At 59.8% G+C, this 21634-nt stretch carries 2 protein-coding genes; one reads left to right on the top strand and one right to left on the bottom strand.

Translation table 11 applies throughout. From position 1 onward, the window contains the following. Positions 1–4: 4 nt before the first annotated feature. Positions 5–1444 (bottom strand): S8 family serine peptidase, encoded by a 1440-nt coding sequence (locus M9920_01205; GenBank protein MCO5050907.1) that lies wholly within the window; start codon positions 1442–1444, stop codon positions 5–7. A gap of 277 nt (positions 1445–1721) precedes the next feature. On the opposite strand from M9920_01205, the gene M9920_01200 reads away from it, so the two are divergent. Then, a complete protein-coding gene (locus M9920_01200; protein ID MCO5050906.1) occupies positions 1722–20693 on the top strand; it encodes an FG-GAP-like repeat-containing protein in 18972 nt (6323 codons plus the stop codon). The last annotated feature ends 941 nt before the right edge of the window (positions 20694–21634 follow it).

Raw genomic sequence — 21634 nt, 5'->3', positions numbered from 1 at the left:
TTAATCAAGGTGCGGGCGTAGCGCGGAAAAACCGCTGCGGCGTGTTGGTTGGATTTTCCTCAAAGAGCCACGTTCCGGAAGGCGGCAGGAGATTTGTTTGAATCGCACTCCAGGTGTTCAGGTTGTCGGAAGCCCAGAGCGTATATCGGTGACCCGGCAGACCGGTGATGTGCGCGGTGAACGGAGCGGCTCCGGGGGCGCTGGCCAATCCAGGATGGTCTAAAATTTTCCGCAGATTAAGTCGCCCTCCACTGACGCATTTCCCCGCGAAAGCGGGGCGATAATCCACCGAACTCAACAGCCAATGGCGCAATTCGGTTGCCGAAGCGTCGGGCGATTGTTGACGCATCAAGGCCAATGCGCCCGCGACACACGCGGTGGCCATGGATGTTCCGTTGCGATTTTGGTACGCATTGTCCGCGGTGGCGCTGGTTGAAAGAATTTCGGCTCCGGGCGCAAACAAGTCCACGCTCACTGCCCCGTAGCTCGAGGAATTCCAACGACCATCCAAGCGCGTGGAGGCGCCGACGGAAATGAGATTGTCCAAGCGGATCGAAGCCGGATAGAAGGGCGTAAGATCGGTGTCTTGACCGCTGTTTCCGGCGGCGGCAACAAAGATGACATTGTTCGCTTGGGCCGTGTAGATCGCGTTGGACAAGGCGGCGGAAAAACTCGAACCGCCCCAGCTCAAGTTGATGACCTGCGCGCCGTTGGTCAGCGCAAATTCAATGCAGGTCAGCGCATCCGAAGTAAAGCCGTTCGCCGCGCTATCAAGGAATTTACCCGCCATGATTTGCACCCGCCAAGCCAGGCCGGCGCCGCCACGGGCGTTATCGGTTGCCGCGCCAATAATTCCGGCCAGATGCGTGCCGTGACCGTTGTCGTCCCACGGATCATTGGAAAGGTCCAGAGCGTTGAAACCGTGACTGCCATCGCCCGGAGCGGTCCAAAGGTTTTCCATCAGGTCTTCGTGGGTATAACGGATGCCACTGTCAATGATGGCGACAATGACGTTACTGGCGGAGCGGGACGCATCCCACGCTTGCGGAGCGTTTAGATCGGCGCCCGGGACACCGCCATTTTGGCCATAATTGTTCAGCCACCACTGGGTGCCGTTTTGAAAGTACGGATCGCTGGGGAGAGTGGCGGCGGCGGACACCGCGTAATCGGGTTCCGCAAACGCCACCAAGCCGCTCGCTTCATAACGGGTAATCGCATCGGCAACATTGTCTCCGTCACGCACGCGAACCACTTGAAGCTGGCCCAGCGCCGGGAAGGATCGAATCACGCGAGCCAGGTGAGTCGCGTGCAACTCCTGCAGCGCAGACCTGGCGGTTTCGCTCCGCGGCATCAGCAGCAATTGTTGATTACGAGCCGCGCTGTTGGCCGCCCCAACGGACGCACTCGATATCACGAAAAAACAGACAAAAAAAAACCAGTTCACAATCCGAGATTTTTGTTGATGAAAAGCCTGCCAGCGCCGGAGCTCCGGAGCAACCCGGTAATCATCCGGTAATCGGTAATTTTCCGGGGGGAGCAGATGCTTGACATACGCAATGCAGTGTGGCGATATGATCACCAACTAGCGGACTTGGTGTCGCAGGGTCGCTTAAGGGATCAGTTCACTCGGAAGATATTTACCGTGGGAGATGTTGTTGTCGCAGCGGGCGGCGCTATGCAATTCTCTCCAGCAAATCAGACAGTTAAGCATGAGCAACGATATGAAAATGAACACCACCCATTTCTCCAGCATGCAGCGCGGATCCGCCGATGCTTCCAGTCTGGTGTCGTCAACCAGTGGATCGTTACGGCTCTCCCGGTTGAGCGCTGGCGTTATTGCCGCGAGGCAACGGCTTTGGTTCCTCCGCCGAACCGCGCTGGCGGCGGCGCTGCTGCTTGGGATGTTCTGTGCCGGGCGTGGTCACGCGCAACCGACCGCACCGCTTGAACTGGTTGAAGCGCCTGCGGCGAGCGGATTTTTCGTGGCGGCGTTGACAAACAACTTTAATGGCGTCGGCGTGGCACAGGGGCAGAACTGGTCTTTGGAAGCTGAAACCGGCGACCGATTGACGGTACGCATCGAAACGGCCATCGGGAACTCGCGGCCGAAACTACGGCTGTTGAATGCGGCCAGCCAAACGGTGACCAGCATCAATGGCCCGGCGACTGGAATTGCCGAGTTCCATGATGTGTTGTTGTCCACACCGGGCACGTATTTGGTGCAGGTCTTTTCGGATAACCAGGCTTCGGAATACCGCTTGCGGGTTGACCTGGCGCGTGGTCCCAAGTTGGAAATGGAACCCAATAACTCCATGGCGCAAGCCAATGAATTCACCATGGAAATGCAGGCGGGTAATTTCCAATTGCGGGTGGCGGGGGCGTTGACCGGCGACGATACGAGCGGTGATTTTTACAATCTGGGCGCTCTGGCCCCGGGTAACACGATCGCGGCCAGCTTGGTTGCCGGCCCATACAGTCCGCTGTCCGCCAGCAACATTACCTTGACGCTTCACCGTGGACTTGAGGCTGTATTATCCACGAACACCGGCTTTAATTACGTGGTAACCAATCCAGGCGACTACTTTATGAGTGTCAGCACGCAGACGAACCGCGATCTCCTGGCTCAATATTTTCTGACGCTCAACATTGCGGATGCCGTACCCCCCAGCGTAGCGGCGTTGACTCTACCCGCAGCTGGCTCCGTGGCGTCAAATATCATCAATGGTTTCACGGTTACTTTTTCCGAACCCATGCAGGCGGTGTCGGTTAATCAATTGGCCAACTATTCCCTCCGCGGCGCCGGTCCCGATGGCTGGTTGGACACGGAGGATGACGTGCTGTATCCGCTGCTGCCACCCAATTATTCCTTGGGGACCAATGCGACCTTCATGCTCGTAGCGGGTCCGCTCCAACCCGATAATTATCGCTTTACCATCGCCGCCACCGTTACCGATCGCGCCGGCAATCCGTTGACTCCGGCTTTGGCGCATGATTTTACGGTGGTGAAATGGGGCGACTTTGTCTTTGAGAATCGAGAGAACGGCGAGGCGGAGGGGGCGACGGGCTTGGGGCTGGCGGAATCCGGGGGTTGGAGTGGTTCGTATCGGGTGGGGGGAAGTTTTGGGGTGGGGAACAATCCGTATGCGGTGGTGGCGGGCCATTTGAATGGGGACGGGCACGTGGATTTGGCGGTGGCGAACAGCGGCTCGGGGACGGTGAGCGTGTTGCTGGGGGATGGGGCTGGAGGATTTGCGGTGGCGACGAACTACGGTGTGGGGAGCAGTCCGCGGGCGTTGGCGTTGGGCGACGTGAACGGCGACGGGGCGTTGGACCTGGTGGTGGCCAATTACAGTTCGGGGACGGTGAGCGTGTTGCTGGGCGATGGGGTAGGCGGGTTTGGGGCGGCCGTGCATCATAGTGTGGGGAACAATCCGCGCTCGGTGCGGTTGGGGGATTTGAACGGCGACGGCGTATTGGACGTGGTGGTGGGTAACTACAATGCGGGGGTGGTGACGGTGCGGTTGGGGGTTGGGGACGGGACGTTTGCGGCGGCCACGACGTATGCGACCGGGGCCGGGGTGAGCGCTGTGGCCTTGGGAACGATGAACGGGGATGGACATTTGGATGTGGTGGTGGCCAACGAGACGGCGGGGACGGTGAGTGTGCTGTTGGGAGCCGGGGATGGGAGTCTGGTTGGGGTGACGAATTTGGTGGCGGGGAATCCGCGGGGGGTGGCGTTGGGGGATGTGAATGGGGATGGGCGGATGGACGTGGTGACGATCAATCGGGGGAACAACACGTTGGGCGTGTGGTATGGAGATGGGGGTGGAGGATTTGGGGCGCGCACGGAGTATGGGGCGGGGAGTTCGGACCCGTATGAAGTGGTGTTATCGGATGTGAACGGGGACGGGGCCTTGGATGCGGTGGTGGCCAGTCATGGGAACAGTCGGGTGGGCGTGTTGCTCAATGACGGGAGCGGGCAGTATGGCGGGGCGGCGAACTACGCGGTGAACGGGTATCCGATTTCGGTGGTGGCGGTGGACGTGGACGGAGACGGGGGGCCGGAGTTGGTGACGGCGAACTATTACGGGACCTCGGTGACGGTGCTGCGGCCGTATGGCGCGACGGCGTTGGTGGAGGACCTGGTGGGGAGCGGGGTGCGGCACGGGTATGGGCGGGGCAATTTGAGTGACAGCGGGGATGTGGATTACTGGAGTTTTGATGGGATGGCCGGGGAACGGTTGTTGGTGGGGAGCGAAACGCCCGGGCATCTTGGGGGGAGTGGTTTGAGCTATGTGATCTACCGGCCGGACGGCGTGCAGTTGAGCAGTTTTACAGCGGGGAGCAACGGGACGGGGCAATCGGGAGCGCTGACGTTGCCGGTGAGCGGACGCTACACGGTGCGGGTGAGTTACAATTACGGTTATTGGGGCGAGTATCGGTTGCGGGTGAGTGTGGCACCGGGCTGGTGGCAGTTGGAGAGCGAGAACAACAACACCGTCGCCCAAGCCAATGTCCCCAACTTCCAACCAACGGTGACAAACCAGTGGGTGCAATTGCTGGGCTATATCCGAGCTGGCGATGTCGGTGACGTGTTCGCGCTTTCTCATGCCCCTTTGGGGCGAACCGAACCGGTATTGACGTTGCCGGAAGGTACTGAAGTCCGTTTGACCCTGACGCAACCCAATTCCAGTCCGCTGGAGCCCATTCTTGAAATTGTCAACAGCGGCAACACGGTAGTGGCCTCAGCTGCGGCGGGCGCCACCAATCTCACTCACGTAGTTCAGGAAAATACGGCTGGAAACTATTATGCTCGCATTCGCGGCAGTGCGGGGACTGACGGATTGTTATCGCAGTATTTCTTGCGGATTGAAGAAGTAATTACTCCAGACACCACCGCGCCCCAGATTGTGGGGGATAGTTTACCGACTGAAGGCAGCAGCGTTGCCAATGTATTGGATCGGTTCACGCTCCAATTTTCCGAAGAACTCGCTCCCGCAACGGTAAATGTTGAAAGTGCGTATGAGCTGCGCAATGCCGGGCCGGACGGCGTATTTGATACCGCTGATGATCTGTTGTATTCCGTTGCGGTTGCTCCCGTATATGCCAATGGAACCAATGCGTCTTATGTGGTGACCGATGGGCCACTGCAGGAGGGGCTTTATCGGCTGACGGTTTCTCCCAGCCTCCAAGACTTGAGTCTGAATCCGTTACCCACGGCGTATGTACGGACGTTTGGGGTGACGAATTTGTTGGGGTATGTCTTTGAGAATGGGGGGAACGACGTAGTGGAGGGGGCGACGGGCTTGGGGCTGGCGGAATCCGGGGGTTGGAGTGGTTCGTCTCGGGTGGGGGGAAGTTTTGGGGTGGGGAACAATCCGTATGCGGTGGTGGCGGGCCATTTGAATGGGGACGGGCACGTGGATTTGGCGGTGGCGAACAGCGGCTCGGGGACGGTGAGCGTGTTGCTGGGGGATGGGGCTGGAGGATTTGCGGTGGCGACGAACTACGGTGTGGGGAGCAGTCCGCAGGCGTTGGCGTTGGGCGACGTGAACGGCGACGGGGCGTTGGACCTGGTGGTGGCCAATTACAGTTCGGGGACGGTGAGTGTGTTGCTGGGCGATGGGGTAGGCGGGTTTGGGGCGGCCGTGCATCATAGTGTGGGGAACAATCCGCGCTCGGTGCGGTTGGGGGATTTGAACGGCGACGGCGTATTGGACGTGGTGGTGGGTAACTACAATGCGGGGGTGGTGACGGTGCGGTTGGGGGTTGGGGACGGGACGTTTGCGGCGGCCACGACGTATGCGACCGGGGCCGGGGTGAGCGCTGTGGCCTTGGGAACGATGAACGGGGATGGACATTTGGATGTGGTGGTGGCCAACGAGACGGCGGGGACGGTGAGTGTGCTGTTGGGAGCCGGGGATGGGAGTCTGGTTGGGGTGACGAATTTGGTGGCGGGGAATCCGCGGGGGGTGGCGTTGGGGGATGTGAATGGGGATGGGCGGATGGACGTGGTGACGATCAATCGGGGGAACAACACGTTGGGCGTGTGGTATGGAGATGGGGGTGGAGGATTTGGGGCGCGCACGGAGTATGGGGCGGGGAGTTCGGACCCGTATGAAGTGGTGTTATCGGATGTGAACGGGGACGGGGCCTTGGATGCGGTGGTGGCCAGTCATGGGAACAGTCGGGTGGGCGTGTTGCTCAATGACGGGAGCGGGCAGTATGGCGGGGCGGCGAACTACGCGGTGAACGGGTATCCGATTTCGGTGGTGGCGGTGGACGTGGACGGAGACGGGGGGCCGGAGTTGGTGACGGCGAACTATTACGGGACCTCGGTGACGGTGCTGCGGCCGTATGGCGCGACGGCGTTGGTGGAGGACCTGGTGGGGAGCGGGGTGCGGCACGGGTATGGGCGGGGCAATTTGAGTGACAGCGGGGATGTGGATTACTGGAGTTTTGATGGGATGGCCGGGGAACGGTTGTTGGTGGGGAGCGAAACGCCCGGGCATCTTGGGGGGAGTGGTTTGAGCTATGTGATCTACCGGCCGGACGGCGTGCAGTTGAGCAGTTTTACAGCGGGGAGCAACGGGACGGGGCAATCGGGAGCGCTGACGTTGCCGGTGAGCGGACGCTACACGGTGCGGGTGAGTTACAATTACGGTTATTGGGGCGAGTATCGGTTGCGGGTGAGTGTGGCACCGGGCTGGTGGCAGTTGGAGAGCGAGAACAACAACACCGTCGCCCAAGCCAATGTCCCCAACTTCCAGTGGGCTGGGAACACCTTGGAAGCCCAACTGCTCGGTTACATACGCTACGGCGACCCCGCCGATGTGTTTCAACTGCGCAACTTGCCGCGCAACTCGCAGACGCATCTGCCGGATCTACCCGAAGGCACGGAGATTCATCTGAATCTTGAACAACCACTACGGAGTCCGCTCCTTGGCACGCTTCAGATATTAAGTTCCACCGGCAGCGTATTGGCCGGTGGAACGGAAGGAGAAACCAATTTGGTTTATACCGTCGTTGCGGAAGGGCCGCATTACGTCCAGATCACTGGCGCAACCGCGAGTGTCGGGCTTGAGGCTTTGTACTTCTTAAATGTCAAACTTCAGGTTCCGGAAGATGTTGAGCCGCCGCAGATTGTTGCGGATACACTGCCCGGTGAAGCGAATGTGACGACCGACGTGGTGGACCGCTTCCAACTGACGTTTTCCAAGGATATGAAGGCCGCGACGGTCAACGTCCCGACGAACTACGAATTGCGTGGCGCCGGTCCCGATGGGACGTTCGATACCGGTGACGATCGAATTTATCAACTGACGATTTCGCCCGTGTATGTTCTGGGGTCAAATGCGAATTATCTAATTACCAATGGGCCATTACAGACGGACGCGTATCGCTTCAAGGCGCTGACCGGTTTGGAAGATACGAGCGGCAACGCCTTATCCACGCCGTATGAGCGTTATTTTGGGGTGACGAATTTGTTGGGGTATGTCTTTGAGAATGGGGGGAACGACGTAGTGGAGGGGGCGACGGGCTTGGGGCTGGCGGAATCCGGGGGTTGGAGTGGTTCGTATCGGGGGGGGGGAAGTTTTGGGGTGGGGAACAATCCGTATGCGGTGGTGGCGGGCCATTTGAATGGGGACGGGCATGTGGATTTGGCGGTGGCGAACAGCGGCTCGGGGACGGTGAGCGTGTTGCTGGGGGATGGGGCTGGAGGATTTGCGGTGGCGACGAACTACGGTGTGGGGAGCAGTCCGCGGGCGTTGGCGTTGGGCGACGTGAACGGCGACGGGGCGTTGGACCTGGTGGTGGCCAATTACAGTTCGGGGACGGTGAGTGTGTTGCTGGGCGATGGGGTAGGCGGGTTTGGGGCGGCCGTGCATCATAGTGTGGGGAACAATCCGCGCTCGGTGCGGTTGGGGGATTTGAACGGCGACGGCGTATTGGACGTGGTGGTGGGTAACTACAATGCGGGGGTGGTGACGGTGCGGTTGGGGGTTGGGGACGGGACGTTTGCGGCGGCCACGACGTATGCGACCGGGGCCGGGGTGAGCGCTGTGGCCTTGGGAACGGTGAACGGGGATGGACATTTGGATGTGGTGGTGGCCAACGAGACGGCGGGGACGGTGAGTGTGCTGTTGGGAGCTGGGGATGGGAGTCTGGTTGGGGTGACGAATTTGGTGGCGGGGAATCCGCGGGGGGTGGCGTTGGGGGATGTGAATGGGGATGGGCGGATGGACGTGGTGACGATCAATCGGGGGAACAACACGTTGGGCGTGTGGTATGGAGATGGGGGTGGAGGATTTGGGGCGCGCACGGAGTATGGGGCGGGGAGTTCGGACCCGTATGAAGTGGTGTTATCGGATGTGAACGGGGACGGGGCCTTGGATGCGGTGGTGGCCAGTCATGGGAACAGTCGGGTGGGCGTGTTGCTCAATGACGGGAGCGGGCAGTATGGCGGGGCGGCGAACTACGCGGTGAACGGGTATCCGATTTCGGTGGTGGCGGTGGACGTGGACGGAGACGGGGGGCCGGAGTTGGTGACGGCGAACTATTACGGGACCTCGGTGACGGTGCTGCGGCCGTATGGCGCGACGGCGTTGGTGGAGGACCTGGTGGGGAGCGGGGTGCGGCACGGGTATGGGCGGGGCAATTTGAGTGACAGCGGGGATGTGGATTACTGGAGTTTTGATGGGATGGCCGGGGAACGGTTGTTGGTGGGGAGCGAAACGCCCGGGCATCTTGGGGGGAGTGGTTTGAGCTATGTGATCTACCGGCCGGACGGCGTGCAGTTGAGCAGTTTTACAGCGGGGAGCAACGGGACGGGGCAATCGGGAGCGCTGACGTTGCCGGTGAGCGGACGCTACACGGTGCGGGTGAGTTACAATTACGGTTATTGGGGCGAGTATCGGTTGCGGGTGAGTGTGGCACCGGGCTGGTGGCAGTTGGAGAGCGAGAACAACAACACCGTCGCCCAAGCCAATGTCCCCAACTTCCAGTGGGCTGGGAACGCCTTGGAAGCCCAACTGCTCGGTTACATACGCTACGGCGACCCCGCCGATGTGTTCGCGTTGGGTAATTTGACTCCGGCTTCGGAAATTGCCGTCGTGTTGAACCGGCCTTCGCAAAGCAATCTTGAGGCGCTGCTTGCCATCCTTGACCCTAACGGCAACGTGGTCGCGGCGAGCGCAGCGGGCGCCACCAATCTGCTCTATACCATTCCGGCGGCGGCGTCCGGCGCTTATTACGCTCGAATCCAAGCTTCGGCTGGCGAAGCGGGGTTGTTGGCGCAGTACTTTTTGACCTTGAGCATCACCGATGTCGTGCGCCCATTCATCACCACCGCAAGCCTCTCGTCGGAAGGCAGCACGAATACTGCGTTTCTAAGTGGATTTACTTTGGAGTTCTCCGAGGACCTGCTTCCTGCCAGCGCCAATGACGCGCTAAACTATGATTTGCGAGCAACGGGGCCGGACGGCTTCTTTGATACCTCGGATGACATTCTTTGGCCGTTGACCACCAGTCCCAATTACACGAGCGGGCTTACCGCCGCCTATGTTTTGAGTACGCCTTTGCTTCCGGGGGCTTATCGGTTTACCGCTACCACCAATATTCAGGATCGTTCCGGAAACGCCTTGATTGCTTGGTCTCGTCAATTCTCGATTGAAGCCCTGTCGGGGCTGGAGGTGGAAAAGGAACCCAATGACGTAGTGGGTACCGCTACCCTGCTGAACTTGAGCAGCAGTCAACCCAACCTGATTTCAGGCGGCGGTCGAGGTTACTTACGCAACGGCAGCGACGTGGATTTCTGGCAATTTGAGGCCGAGGCGGGGGATACGCTGATTTTAGCCGCACAAAATCCGGGCGATCCGGGTTCCAGTGGCCTGAGTTATACGTTGTATCGTCCGAACGGGCAGGTGTTGTCGAATTTGACGACGGAAAACAATGGGCAATTGCAAACGACCCCGGTGGTATTGGAGACCAATGGCTTGTATGCGGTGCGCGTGAGCACCTGGTATTCCTGGTTCTCCGAGTATCGCTTTCGGATTTCGCTTTACCGCAACGGTCAGGCGGTTGAGATCGAGCCGAACAACAACATCGCCACCGCCAATGGCCTGACGTTTACCGTGCCTCCCGATGCTCCCAACAGTCGCACAGCCAGCGTGGGGGGCTATGTGAAAACTTCGGCTGATTTGGATTATTTTAACCTGGGTACGATTGCCGCCGGGCAGACCGTATTTCTGCGCACCCGCCAACCCGGCAGCAGCCCATTGATCGGGGTCGTGAGTCTTTACGATGCGTCGGGAGCGTATGTGACGAAATTCAGCGGGCGTCCGGATGACAGCGTGGGCGAAATGCGGATCGAGCAAACCGGAACGTATTACGCCGCCGTGCGTTCGCGCGCCAACTCGGCCGGACTGATGAGTGAATACCTCCTCGACGTCATCGTGGCGCCGACCGAGGAAGTTGCTTTCCCCAATCTACAGGTAACCGATTTGACAATCCTGACGCCGCTGACCGGACTCCAAAGTGGCGATCCGTTTTCCTACACCTACACGGTGGCCAACGTCGGCTCGCTCGCAACCCAGGTGGGCACCTGGTTTGATCGAGTTACGCTTTCCCTCAATCCGGTCAGCGGCCTGGGCGATTTCGAAATGTCGCTCCGGTCGCACGTCGGAGTGCTGCAGCCGGGTCAGAGCTATACGGTGACCAACACCACGCAACTGCCGAATGGCGTCTCGGGGAGTTATTATCTGGTGGCGGCATGTGATTATACGGATACGGTCAATGAATTTTTATTCGAGGATGACAATGAAACCGCATCCGAAATGCCGTTCGTCATTGAGCTGGCCCCGTATCCCGATCTGGCGGTTGAAAACCTGCAGGTGACCGGGCCGGATGCGTCGCAGAATTATGCGGTCACCTGGCAGACGGCGAACCGGGGTGATGGCGCGACGGCCAATTTCAAGGAACGCTTGCTGGTTCAGCATCAGACCAGCGCCACCACGTTGTTGGATCAGCGATTCACGAATGTCGGGCCATTCACGGTCGGTGCGAGTGTGTCCCATCAGGTGAGCTTTGCGGCGACGTTGCCTGGGACCTATTTGGTGGAGGTCAAAGCGGATCCGGATCAGGAAATTTTCGAGCATGACGGGACCTCGCCCCAGGCGGCCAAGGTGAACAATACGGCCAGCAGCACCTTCAGTATCATCGCCAGCTATCAATTGACGCTGGGCGCGATCCCGCCCCAGGCCGGCTTCTTGACCGGCGCCGGCACGTACTTGGCTGGAAGCAGTGTGACCGTGACGGCAACCCCCAACACCACACAAGCGCCCTATTATTTTGCCAATTGGCTGGAAAACGGCCTCGTTCGCAGCGCCAGCGCCAGCTACACCTTTACCCTGCTGTCCGATGTCAACTTGCTGGCGGTTTTTGCCCTCCCCACTTACACCGTCAATGTTTCCAACCAGCCACCGACAGCGGGGAGCGTGTTGGGCGCGGGCACATTTACCTGGGGCACAACCAATACCCTGACCGCGATCCCGGCATTCGGTTATCAGTTCAGTCATTGGACTGATGGCGATTCCTGGGCCACCGCCACGAACCACGTCGGCAACAATCCGATCTTGAGCGCGGTGGTGACTTCCAATCGCTTCGTTCGCGCTCATTATCAGGAAGCCAATCTGACGCATGTGGTGACTACGGCGACAAGTCCGGAGGGCCTGGCTGCGGTGTCCGGTGCGGGTGCTTATACCAATGGACAGTTGGTTCAGATCACCGCGCCGATGGCGGTGACCAATACGCCGCCGGATTATTATGCGTTCAATCGGTTCACCTTGAATGGGGTGCTTTACACCAACGTGAACAGCTTCAACAAGCTCCTCGCCACGACCGACCCAACCAATCTGAACTGGGTGGCGCATTATGATTTTATTGATCGTACGCCACCGGTGATCAGTGGGATTGCGGTTGTGCCCGCCGCTGGTACCGCTCAGGTGACTTGGGTGACGGATAAACCAGCCAGTTCGCGGGTGGATTATGGGCTGACCGCCAGTTACGGGAAGACCGCGAGTTCGGTGCTGTTGCGCACCAATCACAGTATCTGGTTGAGTGGTCTGGACGTTTCCACTTTGCATCATTTTCGCGTGCGCTCCACGGATGCCGCCGGCAATGAAACCGTGGGGAGCGATCAAGTCTTCACCACCTTGGCGCCCGCCGACCTGGTAGCGGGCGCGGTTGCGGTTCCAGCCACGGCCCAGTCCGGCACGCTGATTCCAATGACGCTGGTTGTTTCCAATGCCGGTCCCGGAGTGGCCTCTGGTCCGTGGCAAAACGCCGTGTTGGTTGCTCCCACCAGTGACGGCTCTGCCGCGCAAACGCTGGGGGTCTTCAGTTTGAATCCACCCGGAGGCCTGGCGCCCTCGACGTCGTTGGTCGTCACGCAGAACGTCATCGTGCCGCCGTTGGGCGCGGGGACGCACTATTTTGGCGTCTCCCTCGATAGTGGCGGTCAAGTCGAGGAAGTGACCAAAACAAATAACGTCGCTTTTGCCGCTTCACCATTAAGCATCGTGGCGGTGGATTTGCAGGTCGCTGCGCTCGCCGCTCCGGCGGTCGGGCAATTTGGCCAGAATGTTTCCGTGTCCCTGGTGATTTCGAATGCGGGCGCGGCGACCGCCACCGCGACCTGGGCGGATGGACTTTATCTGTCCACCGCATCGAACTCGTTGGCGGGGGCCGTCCTGCTGGCCAGCCCAACCGCGTTGACCGTGCCGCTCGCTCCCGGAGCCCGCTATACCAACGAGCTGGATTTAACTTTACCGCACACCGCCGGGTCGGTGCCCGGCGAGTATTTTATCGTGGCCTTTGTGGACCGACAGAATGCGATTGCTGAATCCGATGAAAGCAACAACTTGCGCGCGCAAGCCATTACTCTCACTTTGCCGCCGCGGCCTGACCTTCAAGTGAGCCTGCTATCGGCACCGTCCACCGCGCTGCCCGGCGAACCGGTGGTCGTGCAGTGGATCACCACCAATTCGGGGGCCGCAACGGCTGCCGGAGCTTGGAGTGAAACGCTGTTCCTGGCCACCAACGCGACTGCAACCGGAAATTTGATTGAACTCGTCACGGTGACCCGCCCGGGTGGCTTGGCTCCTGGCGCATCTGTCAGCCATACGCAATCGGTGGTCATTCCAGTGACGGGACCGGCGGGCAATTTCTGGTTTGCCGCGATGACGGATAGTCGTGAGCAGCTTCTCGAAGCGACGGAAGCGAATAACTTTGGTGTGGCAACCAATCAGACCAGCGTGCCGGCGACCCTCCAGTTGCAACTGTCCGCCACCCAGGTTGTGGAAGGCGCTTCCCAACCGATCGTTGGCACGGTAACGCGGAATGGCGGTCGGACCACGCCGTTGACGGTTACTTTGTTGCATGGTCGTCCCGATAAATTGACCACTCCAAGTCAGGTGACGATCCCCGCCGGTTCGGCGTCCGCCACTTTCAACATCATCTCGTTGCGCGACGGCATCGCTGACGGCGACCAGTTGGTGGGGTTACAGGCCACGGCCACGGGTTATGCTGAGGGCAACGCTAATTTGGTAGTGGTGGACGTGGATCTACCGCGGTTGACGATTCAATTCAGCACCAACCAGGTGACTAAAGGCGGTACCGTGGCCGCCACGCTGTCGCGCGAGGCTGGAACCAACCAGAGCGTCGAAGTCAGCTTCAGCGCTTCGGTGGCGTCCCGGCTGATGTTGCCATTGACGCTCACCATTCCGGCGGGTCAGTACAGCGCGCCCTTTGCCGCGCTCGCTATTGACAACACGTTTATCGAGGCTGCCCAGTCCGTAACCGCGACCGCTACCGCCACCGGTTATCAGTCCGGCAGCGCCGAAATCACCATTCTCGATGGTCGTTGGCCGACGCTGACTTTGGACATTGTTCCTCCGGTGTTCGCCGAAGGAGCCGGACCTCAAGCGGCACAAGCCACGTTGACGCGCTGGCCGGTTTCACCGCGCCCGCTGGTGGTGGATTTGGAAAGCAGCAACACCAACGCCGTGCAGGTACCGCATCGGGTCACCATCCCAGCCAACGAAACCAATATCACGTTCAATGTGGCGGCGGTGGATAACTCGCTGGTGGATGGTGAGAAGGCGGTGACCGTGAAGTCGTGGTTTTTGGCCAGCGCCACTAATACGCGCTTGGGCGAAGGCGTTCCGGCCAACCTAACGGTGACGGATGACGACGGTCCGACCTTGAGTGTTTCCTTCAATCGTAGTGTGGTGACTGAAGGCCAGACTCCGGCGGCAGTGGGCACCGTCACCCGGAATACCGGCACCCAGACCAGTTTGGTGGTGCAACTCGTTTCCAGCGACCTGGCGGAATTAACCGTGCCCCCGACGGTGACTATTCCGGCTGGCGCGAGCAGTGCGGAATTCAATGTGGCTTCGGTGGACGATGGCGTCACTGATGGAAACAAACCCGTGACGGTGACGGCCAGCGCCGCCGGCTTCACCTCCGGCAGCGGCCAGATCACGGTAACCGATGTTAACTTGCCCGACCTGGTCATTGGCAGCATCACGGCGCCGCTTAGTGCGACGACCGAAACTTATGTTTCACTGGGCTGGCAGTTGTTGAATCAGGGGACCGTGGCCATGCCTTCCAATTCGGTGGTCCAACGCATCTGGCTTTCCACCAATCAATTGATCGGCCCGCACAATGTGCTCGTTGGGCAGGCGGGATTTAACGGGCCGCTTCCGGCCGGCACCGCCATTGGACAAAGCCTCTCCGTCCGGTTGCCGCAGGCGGCGGGTTCATACTGGGTCATCGTGCAGGCTGACGCCATGGATGGCGCGGTGGAGCTGGATGAGAATAATAATTATCGCATTTCCAGTGCGCCCATGGTGGTAGCGCCCGCCTACGATGCCGTGGTGCAGACGTCTCTTGAGGCGGCTCCCGCGGGTACCCCGGTACCGCTGAGTGGCAGTGCATTTCAGCCGGGACAACCGGGCAACAAGATTCCGTTTGCTCTGGTGAACATTCCGATCCGCGTTCGGGGCACAACCCGGATTATTGCGGCGCTGACGGACGCCGCCGGTAATTTCTCCACCACCTGGCAACCGCTGCCGAGTGAAGCCGGGTTTTATGAAATCGCCGCCAGCCATCCCGGAGTCTCCAATCCGGCGACGCAGGACAGTTTTTATCTGTTGGGCATGAAGGCTACGCCCAGCCAACCCGCGGTGCGTTTGAGTGAAGGGAGCAGTGTTGCGAATGTGCTTCAAATTCAAAATCTTGCCGATGTGCCGTTGACGGATCTCACGGTCGCGGTGTCCAATGTTCCCGCCAATCTCGTGGTTGGGGCGAGCCTGGAAACCAACTACCTCGCTGGCGAAGCGAGTTTGGCGTTGCATTATGAAATGAGCGCCACGGATGCCTCCTTCACGACGGGCACCTTGGCGCTGCGGATTACCAGTGCTGAGGGCGCAGTATTGGAAATCCCGGTTCGGGTCACCATTGATCCGTTGGTTCCACGCCTGGTGGCTTACCCGGGCAGTTTGGTTGGCGGCATGAAGCGAGGCGACCAGCGAATTGTTTCATTCCAAATCGTCAACACCGGCGGACTGGAGAGCGGGCCGTTGACCATTTCATTGCCTCCGATTGCCTGGATGTCGCTGGCTTCGCCCAATCCCTTGCCCACTTTGGCGCCGGGCCAAACCAACACGGTGACGCTGCAACTTAACCCGCCGGAAGATTTACCCTTGCAGATGCATAACGGCAATCTGGCCATCAACGGTACGGGTACCGGCCTTTCGGTACCGTTCTCCTTCCGCGCCTTGTCCGAGGCGAAAGGCACATTGCAAGTCATCGCTGCGGATGAATTTACCTACTACTCGGAAGGCGAACCACCTCTGACCAACGCCACCGTTCGCGTGCGCGATGCCGTGAGCCATCAGGTGGTCACCAACGGCGTCACTGGTGGAGATGGACAATTCTGGTTGCCGGAAATCATGGAAGGCTACTACGACGTGGAATTGGATGCCGAGCAGCATAATGGCTATCGGGGCACGGTCTTTGTGGAAGCGGGAATTACCAACGAAGTTCGGGCGTTCCTGTCTTATCAAGCCGTGCGTTACACCTGGACCGTCGAACGCATTGAGATCGAGGACCGTTATCGCATCACCATTGAAACGACTTTTGAAACGGTGGTGCCGGCGCCGGTGGTGACGTTGGATCCGCCACTACTCGACGTGAGTGATTTGACCGTGGTGGGTCAAACCAAACAGGTGAACGTCAAATTTGAGAATCACGGTTTGATTGCCGCGGATGATGTGAAATGGAATTTCAGTTCGCATCCGTTTTACTCGATCGAACCGTTGATCACTGATCTGGGGCGCATCCCGGCCAAGAGCAGTCTCACCATTCCGGTGACTCTGCGGCGCGTGGCGGATTTTGACAGTCCGGCGGCATTGCCGGGCGGCGCGGTCAACGGACAGTCGCTGGTCACAGCCCAGGCGGGTATTCCCTGCAATATCCGCGGGGATGCTTCGTGGGGATTCGAGTGTGGGAATTTTCGGATTGGGGGCGGCACCGCCATAGCCGTTACTGGCGTGGTGGGAGATTGCGGTGGTGGCGGTGGTGGTGGTGGCGGCGGCGGTGGATGGGGCGGTTGGGGCGGCGGCGGTGGTGGTGGCGGGGGCGGCGGTAGCGTGAACTCCAGTTACTCCAGTCCATCCATCTCATTCAAGTTCGGGTGTGATCCGAAGTGTCTGATACTCACGGCGCTGGGTTGCATTCCCGGGCCGATCGGATGTTTTGCCAGCGGTTATTCTTGTGGGGATGGACTGGGATCGAGCGGCGTCACGTTGGGCACGGTGGCGGATTGTGCGGTAGGCGCCGCGGGCTGCTTGATTCCCGGAGCCGGTCTGCCTTCCTGCCTCTACTCGTTGGTGCGTTGCGTCACTTCGGCTGGTGCCGGAAGTGGCGGGGCGGGGGCGGCTAATCAGATGACGCGAGTGTATTCCTCAGATGGCGTCATCGGACAATCCGGGGCCGATGACCTGATGGACCATTACAAGGAAGGAGTCCGCGCCATGTTGGATGCGTTTAACGAGTTGACCGGCGCCCCCGACGGGGTGTGGTTTAATCCAGCGGCCGACACGGCCACCGGGGATTGGTACGCGCGCTTCCAAGCCGCGGCCGTGGCCGGTTCCGATGGTGACCGCAGTGTGACGGCAGCGGAACGGACGAGTTTGTTGACGGGAGTTCTGCCGCCGGGAGTGCCGCTCGCGGAATTGAATCGTTTCCTGGATCGCTGGAATCGCACGTTGGACATGATTGATCAGGGCATTTCCCGTCCTGCGGATGCGCCGCCAGGAGCAAACTTGGACTTCATTGACATGGTGGTGCTCAAGGAAAAGATGATCCTGGCGGGCCAGTACCATAGCGAGGCTGTGGCCGCCGGATTTACCGACCCCATCAACGCCATTGTGGAAACGGCGCGTTTCCGGTCCGAGGCGGAAAGCGGCGGGGTTTGTGCCAGAGTCAAAATCAAGCTGGACCAGGAAGCCGTGCTCAGCCGCGAAGCTTTCAAAGCCACTTTGGAGGTTGATAACGGTACGGCGGGCGCCATTGAAGGAATTGCGATTACCGTGCGGGTAACGGATGGGCAGGGGAATGACCGCAACGAATTGTTCGGAATTGATGCGCCCGAGTTGAGCGGTTTGGCGGATGTCGTGGGGGGAGGCGTCGTGGCGGGCGGTGCCAAGGGGACGGCCAGTTGGGTTTTGGTGCCCACGGTGGACGCCGCCCCGCTGGAGCCCACGGAGTATTTTGTTTCGGGTGAATTCCGTTATTCGCTCAACGGAGTGGTGGTGACCATGCCGCTCAGTCCGGTGGCGATTACCGTGAATCCAACCGCCCGGTTGACTCTGGATTATTTCCACGAGCGGGACGTGTTTTCCGATGATCCGTTCACGGATATCGTCGAGCCGAGCATTCCCTACAACCTGGCCATCATGGTGCAAAACAAAGGCGCCGGTGAGGCGAAAAATTTCCGCATCACTTCCGCGCAACCGGAAATCGTCGAAAACGAAAAAGGTCTGCTGATTGATTTTCAGATCATCGCCAGCGAGGTGCAGGGACAGAACCTGACGCCGTCGCTCACGGTGGATTTCGGGACCATTCCCGCAGGTGGAATCGGGGTGGGGCGCTGGTTGTTCACGTCAACCTTGCAGGGTTTATTCATTGATTACAGCGCCACCTTCGAGCACCTGGATAGTCACGGGAATCCGCGCACGTCGTTGATTGATGAGGTGCGCATCCATAAAATGAATCGGTTGGTCGAGGTGGCGGGTCAACATGCGTTTCTAGTCAATGACATTCCGAATTTACGGGATTTCCCGGACACGCTCTGGTTGAGCGACGGCTCCAGCAATCATGTGGAGGTAATCACCAACGGCGTGGTTGTGGGGACATTGTCGCCGCAGAATTTGCAGGTGCAACTCAATGCCGTCTTGCCGTCGGGCTGGGGGTATTTGCGAATTCCGGATCCGGCGAATGGACAGTATCGCCTCGCCTCAGTGATGCGCTCCGATGGCGTCGTCCTCAGTCTGAATAATGCCTGGGTGACTGACCGCACCTTCCGCGGCCAGGGGACTCGACCCATCCGTGAAAACATTCTGCATTTGCTTGATGCCGCCAGTACCGGGAGTTACACCCTGACCTATGAGCTGGTGGATCAGACCGATGCCACGCCTCCGGTCAGTTCGGTGGCGGCCCTGCCGCCGCAGAGTAAAACGGCGTTCTCTGTCCAATGGTCGGGACAGGATACCGGCAGTGGCATTGCCAGCTACGACATTTATTTCAGCGAGGACGGCGCGCCGTTCCAGCGCTGGCTCGGCGGCGCGACTGCCGGAGCGGCTTTGTTCCAAGGCGAATTGGGCAAGGCTTACGCGTTCTACAGCATCGCCACGGACCGGGCTGGCAATCGGGAAGCCGCGCCCGCGGTGCCGCAGGCGCAAACCACGATCGCGTTTTCCAATCAGCCGCCAGTGTTAGCTCCGATCGCCGATCGGATTGTGGACGCGGGGCAGACACTGAGCCTGACTCTGGCGGCAACGGATCCAGACGAGGACGCCATCAGTTTCTTGCTGGGCAGCGGTACCCCGTCGGGGGTGGTGCTCAACCCGATCAGCGGGGCTTTAACGTGGGTGACCAGTCCCACCCAGGGCGGCACTACGAACGCCATTACGGTTGTGGCTCGTGACAGTGGGTTGCCCCAGATGACCACGACCCAAACTTTTCTGGTGGTGGTCAAGGCCGTTAATCATGCGCCGGTACTGGCGCCGATTGCCAACGTGACGATTCCCGAAGGCCGGTTGCTGACTTTTACGAACGTGGTGAGTGATGTCGATCTGCCCTTCCAGCAGCTCACCTTCAGTTTGGGACCGAACGCTCCCGCCGGCGCCAGCATCACGCCGCAGGATGGCGTCTTCAGTTGGCGTCCCGATGAAACGCAAGGCGGCACGAATTATTGGATAACGATCATCGTGACCGACAACGGCACGCCGGTGCTGACGGCGACCCAGAGTTTTGCGGTGGACGTGTTGAAAGCCTTGCCGTCTTTCTCCGTGGAACTGGGCTCCGTTGCGGTGCTTTCGAATGGAACTGGAGGCATCGCTCTGACCTTACATTCGCGGGCGGATGTAACCAGTTTGCGATTGGTATTGGGCTTACAGGGGTTGCTGCCGGATGCTTCAAGTTCCACGCGGCTGACCAATTTCACGCTCTCCGGTTTAAGTTCCGAGATCGGCGCCACCAGTCTGACCGTGTTGCCATCCAACCGGGTGGAAATCCTCTTGGGCGCGCAGCCCGGCGGATTGTTGCATGGCGACTTCACATTGGGCCAACTCAACTTTACGGTGCAACCGGCGCCCAATTCTGCGGTCGTGGCGTTGGTGGGTGAATCGTTGACCGGTGAACGTCAAAGTGGGCTGCCGGGCGACGGTGCGGTCCGCTCGGGACGAGTCTTTGTGGTGGGGGCCGAGCCGATATTGGAGACCCAACGCGACTCCAATAACCAACTGGAACTGGTGCTCTACGCCATTCCCAATCGGAATTACCTCATCGAACGCACGTCGAATCTGTCGCAACCGGCGGATTGGGTGGCCGATGATTTGATCACGCCAACCGGTTTGCGCACGGTTTTACCGGCGCGTCCCACTGCGGCTGGAGCCGAATTCTTCCGCGCCATGGAATGGGGAGGGCTGCGAATTCGTTCCGCCGGCGCCAATGTGCTGGTCGAGTGGCCGATGGGATGTAGCAGTTGTGTGCTGGAGGAATCGTCCGAACTGGGGGCCGGGGCGCATTGGACTCCGGTGGCGACTCCTCCAAGTGAGGTGGAGGGTCATTATCAGGTGATCCTGCCCGCGACCGGAGCACGGCGATTCTTACGCTTGGCGCTGCCGACCGCCGATCCCACGGCTTTGAGCATTCAAGTGAACGGGACAAATGTGGTGGTCGAATGGGCGTTGGCCTGCGCCAGTTGTGTGCTCGAGGAAACTGCGGAACTCGGAGCATCCGCCACCTGGATTCCGGTAGCCGTAACCCCGGCGATAGTCAACGGGCGCTATCAAGTGATTCTGCCGGCTACCGGTGCGAATCGTTTTCTACGTCTGACGACACCTTGACCCGCTGTGGCAACTCCGTGGCGAAAGTAAAGACTCGGGTTGAGGCTGGGCTGCGTTCATAGCCGAGGGTGAGATAGTAAACCAAATCCGCCTCCGCCGTGCCGCTGCACGGATCGGCAACGATAACCGGATTGTACTGGTCGGCAGGTTATCATGTTGGAAGGGACGGCTTCCACGTCGTCCCCAACTATTCAGGGACGCGGTGGAACGCGTCCCTCCCCAGGGAAATATCCCCTCACCCCGGCCCTCTCCCCATCCGATGGGGAGAGGGTGACCGACAGGTCGGGAGAGGGGAAAAGTGTTTAATTCCAAAGTGGCTACAACCGCGAAAGACACGAAATACGCGAACGGGAAGACAAGGGAATTATTGGCAGAGGAATGGGCATTGGGGGGAGCACCGCCGTCTCGGCGGTGGTCGTTCGCGTCTCGCGGACGACATTCAGGTTCCAAAATTAAGAGCCGCCGAGACGTTTCGACTTGGTTTGGTTGGAACTGCGGCGGGACGCCGCAGCCACATTGTTGGTCGGACACACGCTCACGACATCGCCGTCGTTGTGCTGGGAGGGACATTCGCGGGTCCGCCCAGAACCGATACCCGCTGAAATTCTACGCGCCCTTTCTGTCGCCCCGCTGGGGCTTGGGGCGGTGCAGCATTCAACCCACGGCCCTCGCCGTGGGTTGCCTTCGGTCGCGCTCTACGCTAAGCCGGAAGGAGGCAGTTAGTCTGAGTGGAACGGCCGGCCGTTCTGGGCGGCAACCTGCCGCCCGGCCGAGCGCACGGAGATCGCACCCCATTGGGTTCGCACGCTTGGCGTTCGGCCGTCGGGCTGGTAGCCCGACCGAACGAGCCAGTGGCCCGTTCCACCCAAACTCCAATCGCATCGTTCTGGCTAAGTTTTGCCAGCCTCCCAAAAAACTGTGGACAACCTCTCGATGATCAA

The sequence above is a fragment of the Verrucomicrobiia bacterium genome (genome assembly GCA_023953615.1).
Taxonomy (GTDB): Bacteria; Verrucomicrobiota; Verrucomicrobiia; order Limisphaerales; family JADLHS01; genus JADLHS01.
This window is presented reverse-complemented; position numbering and strand designations above follow the sequence as displayed.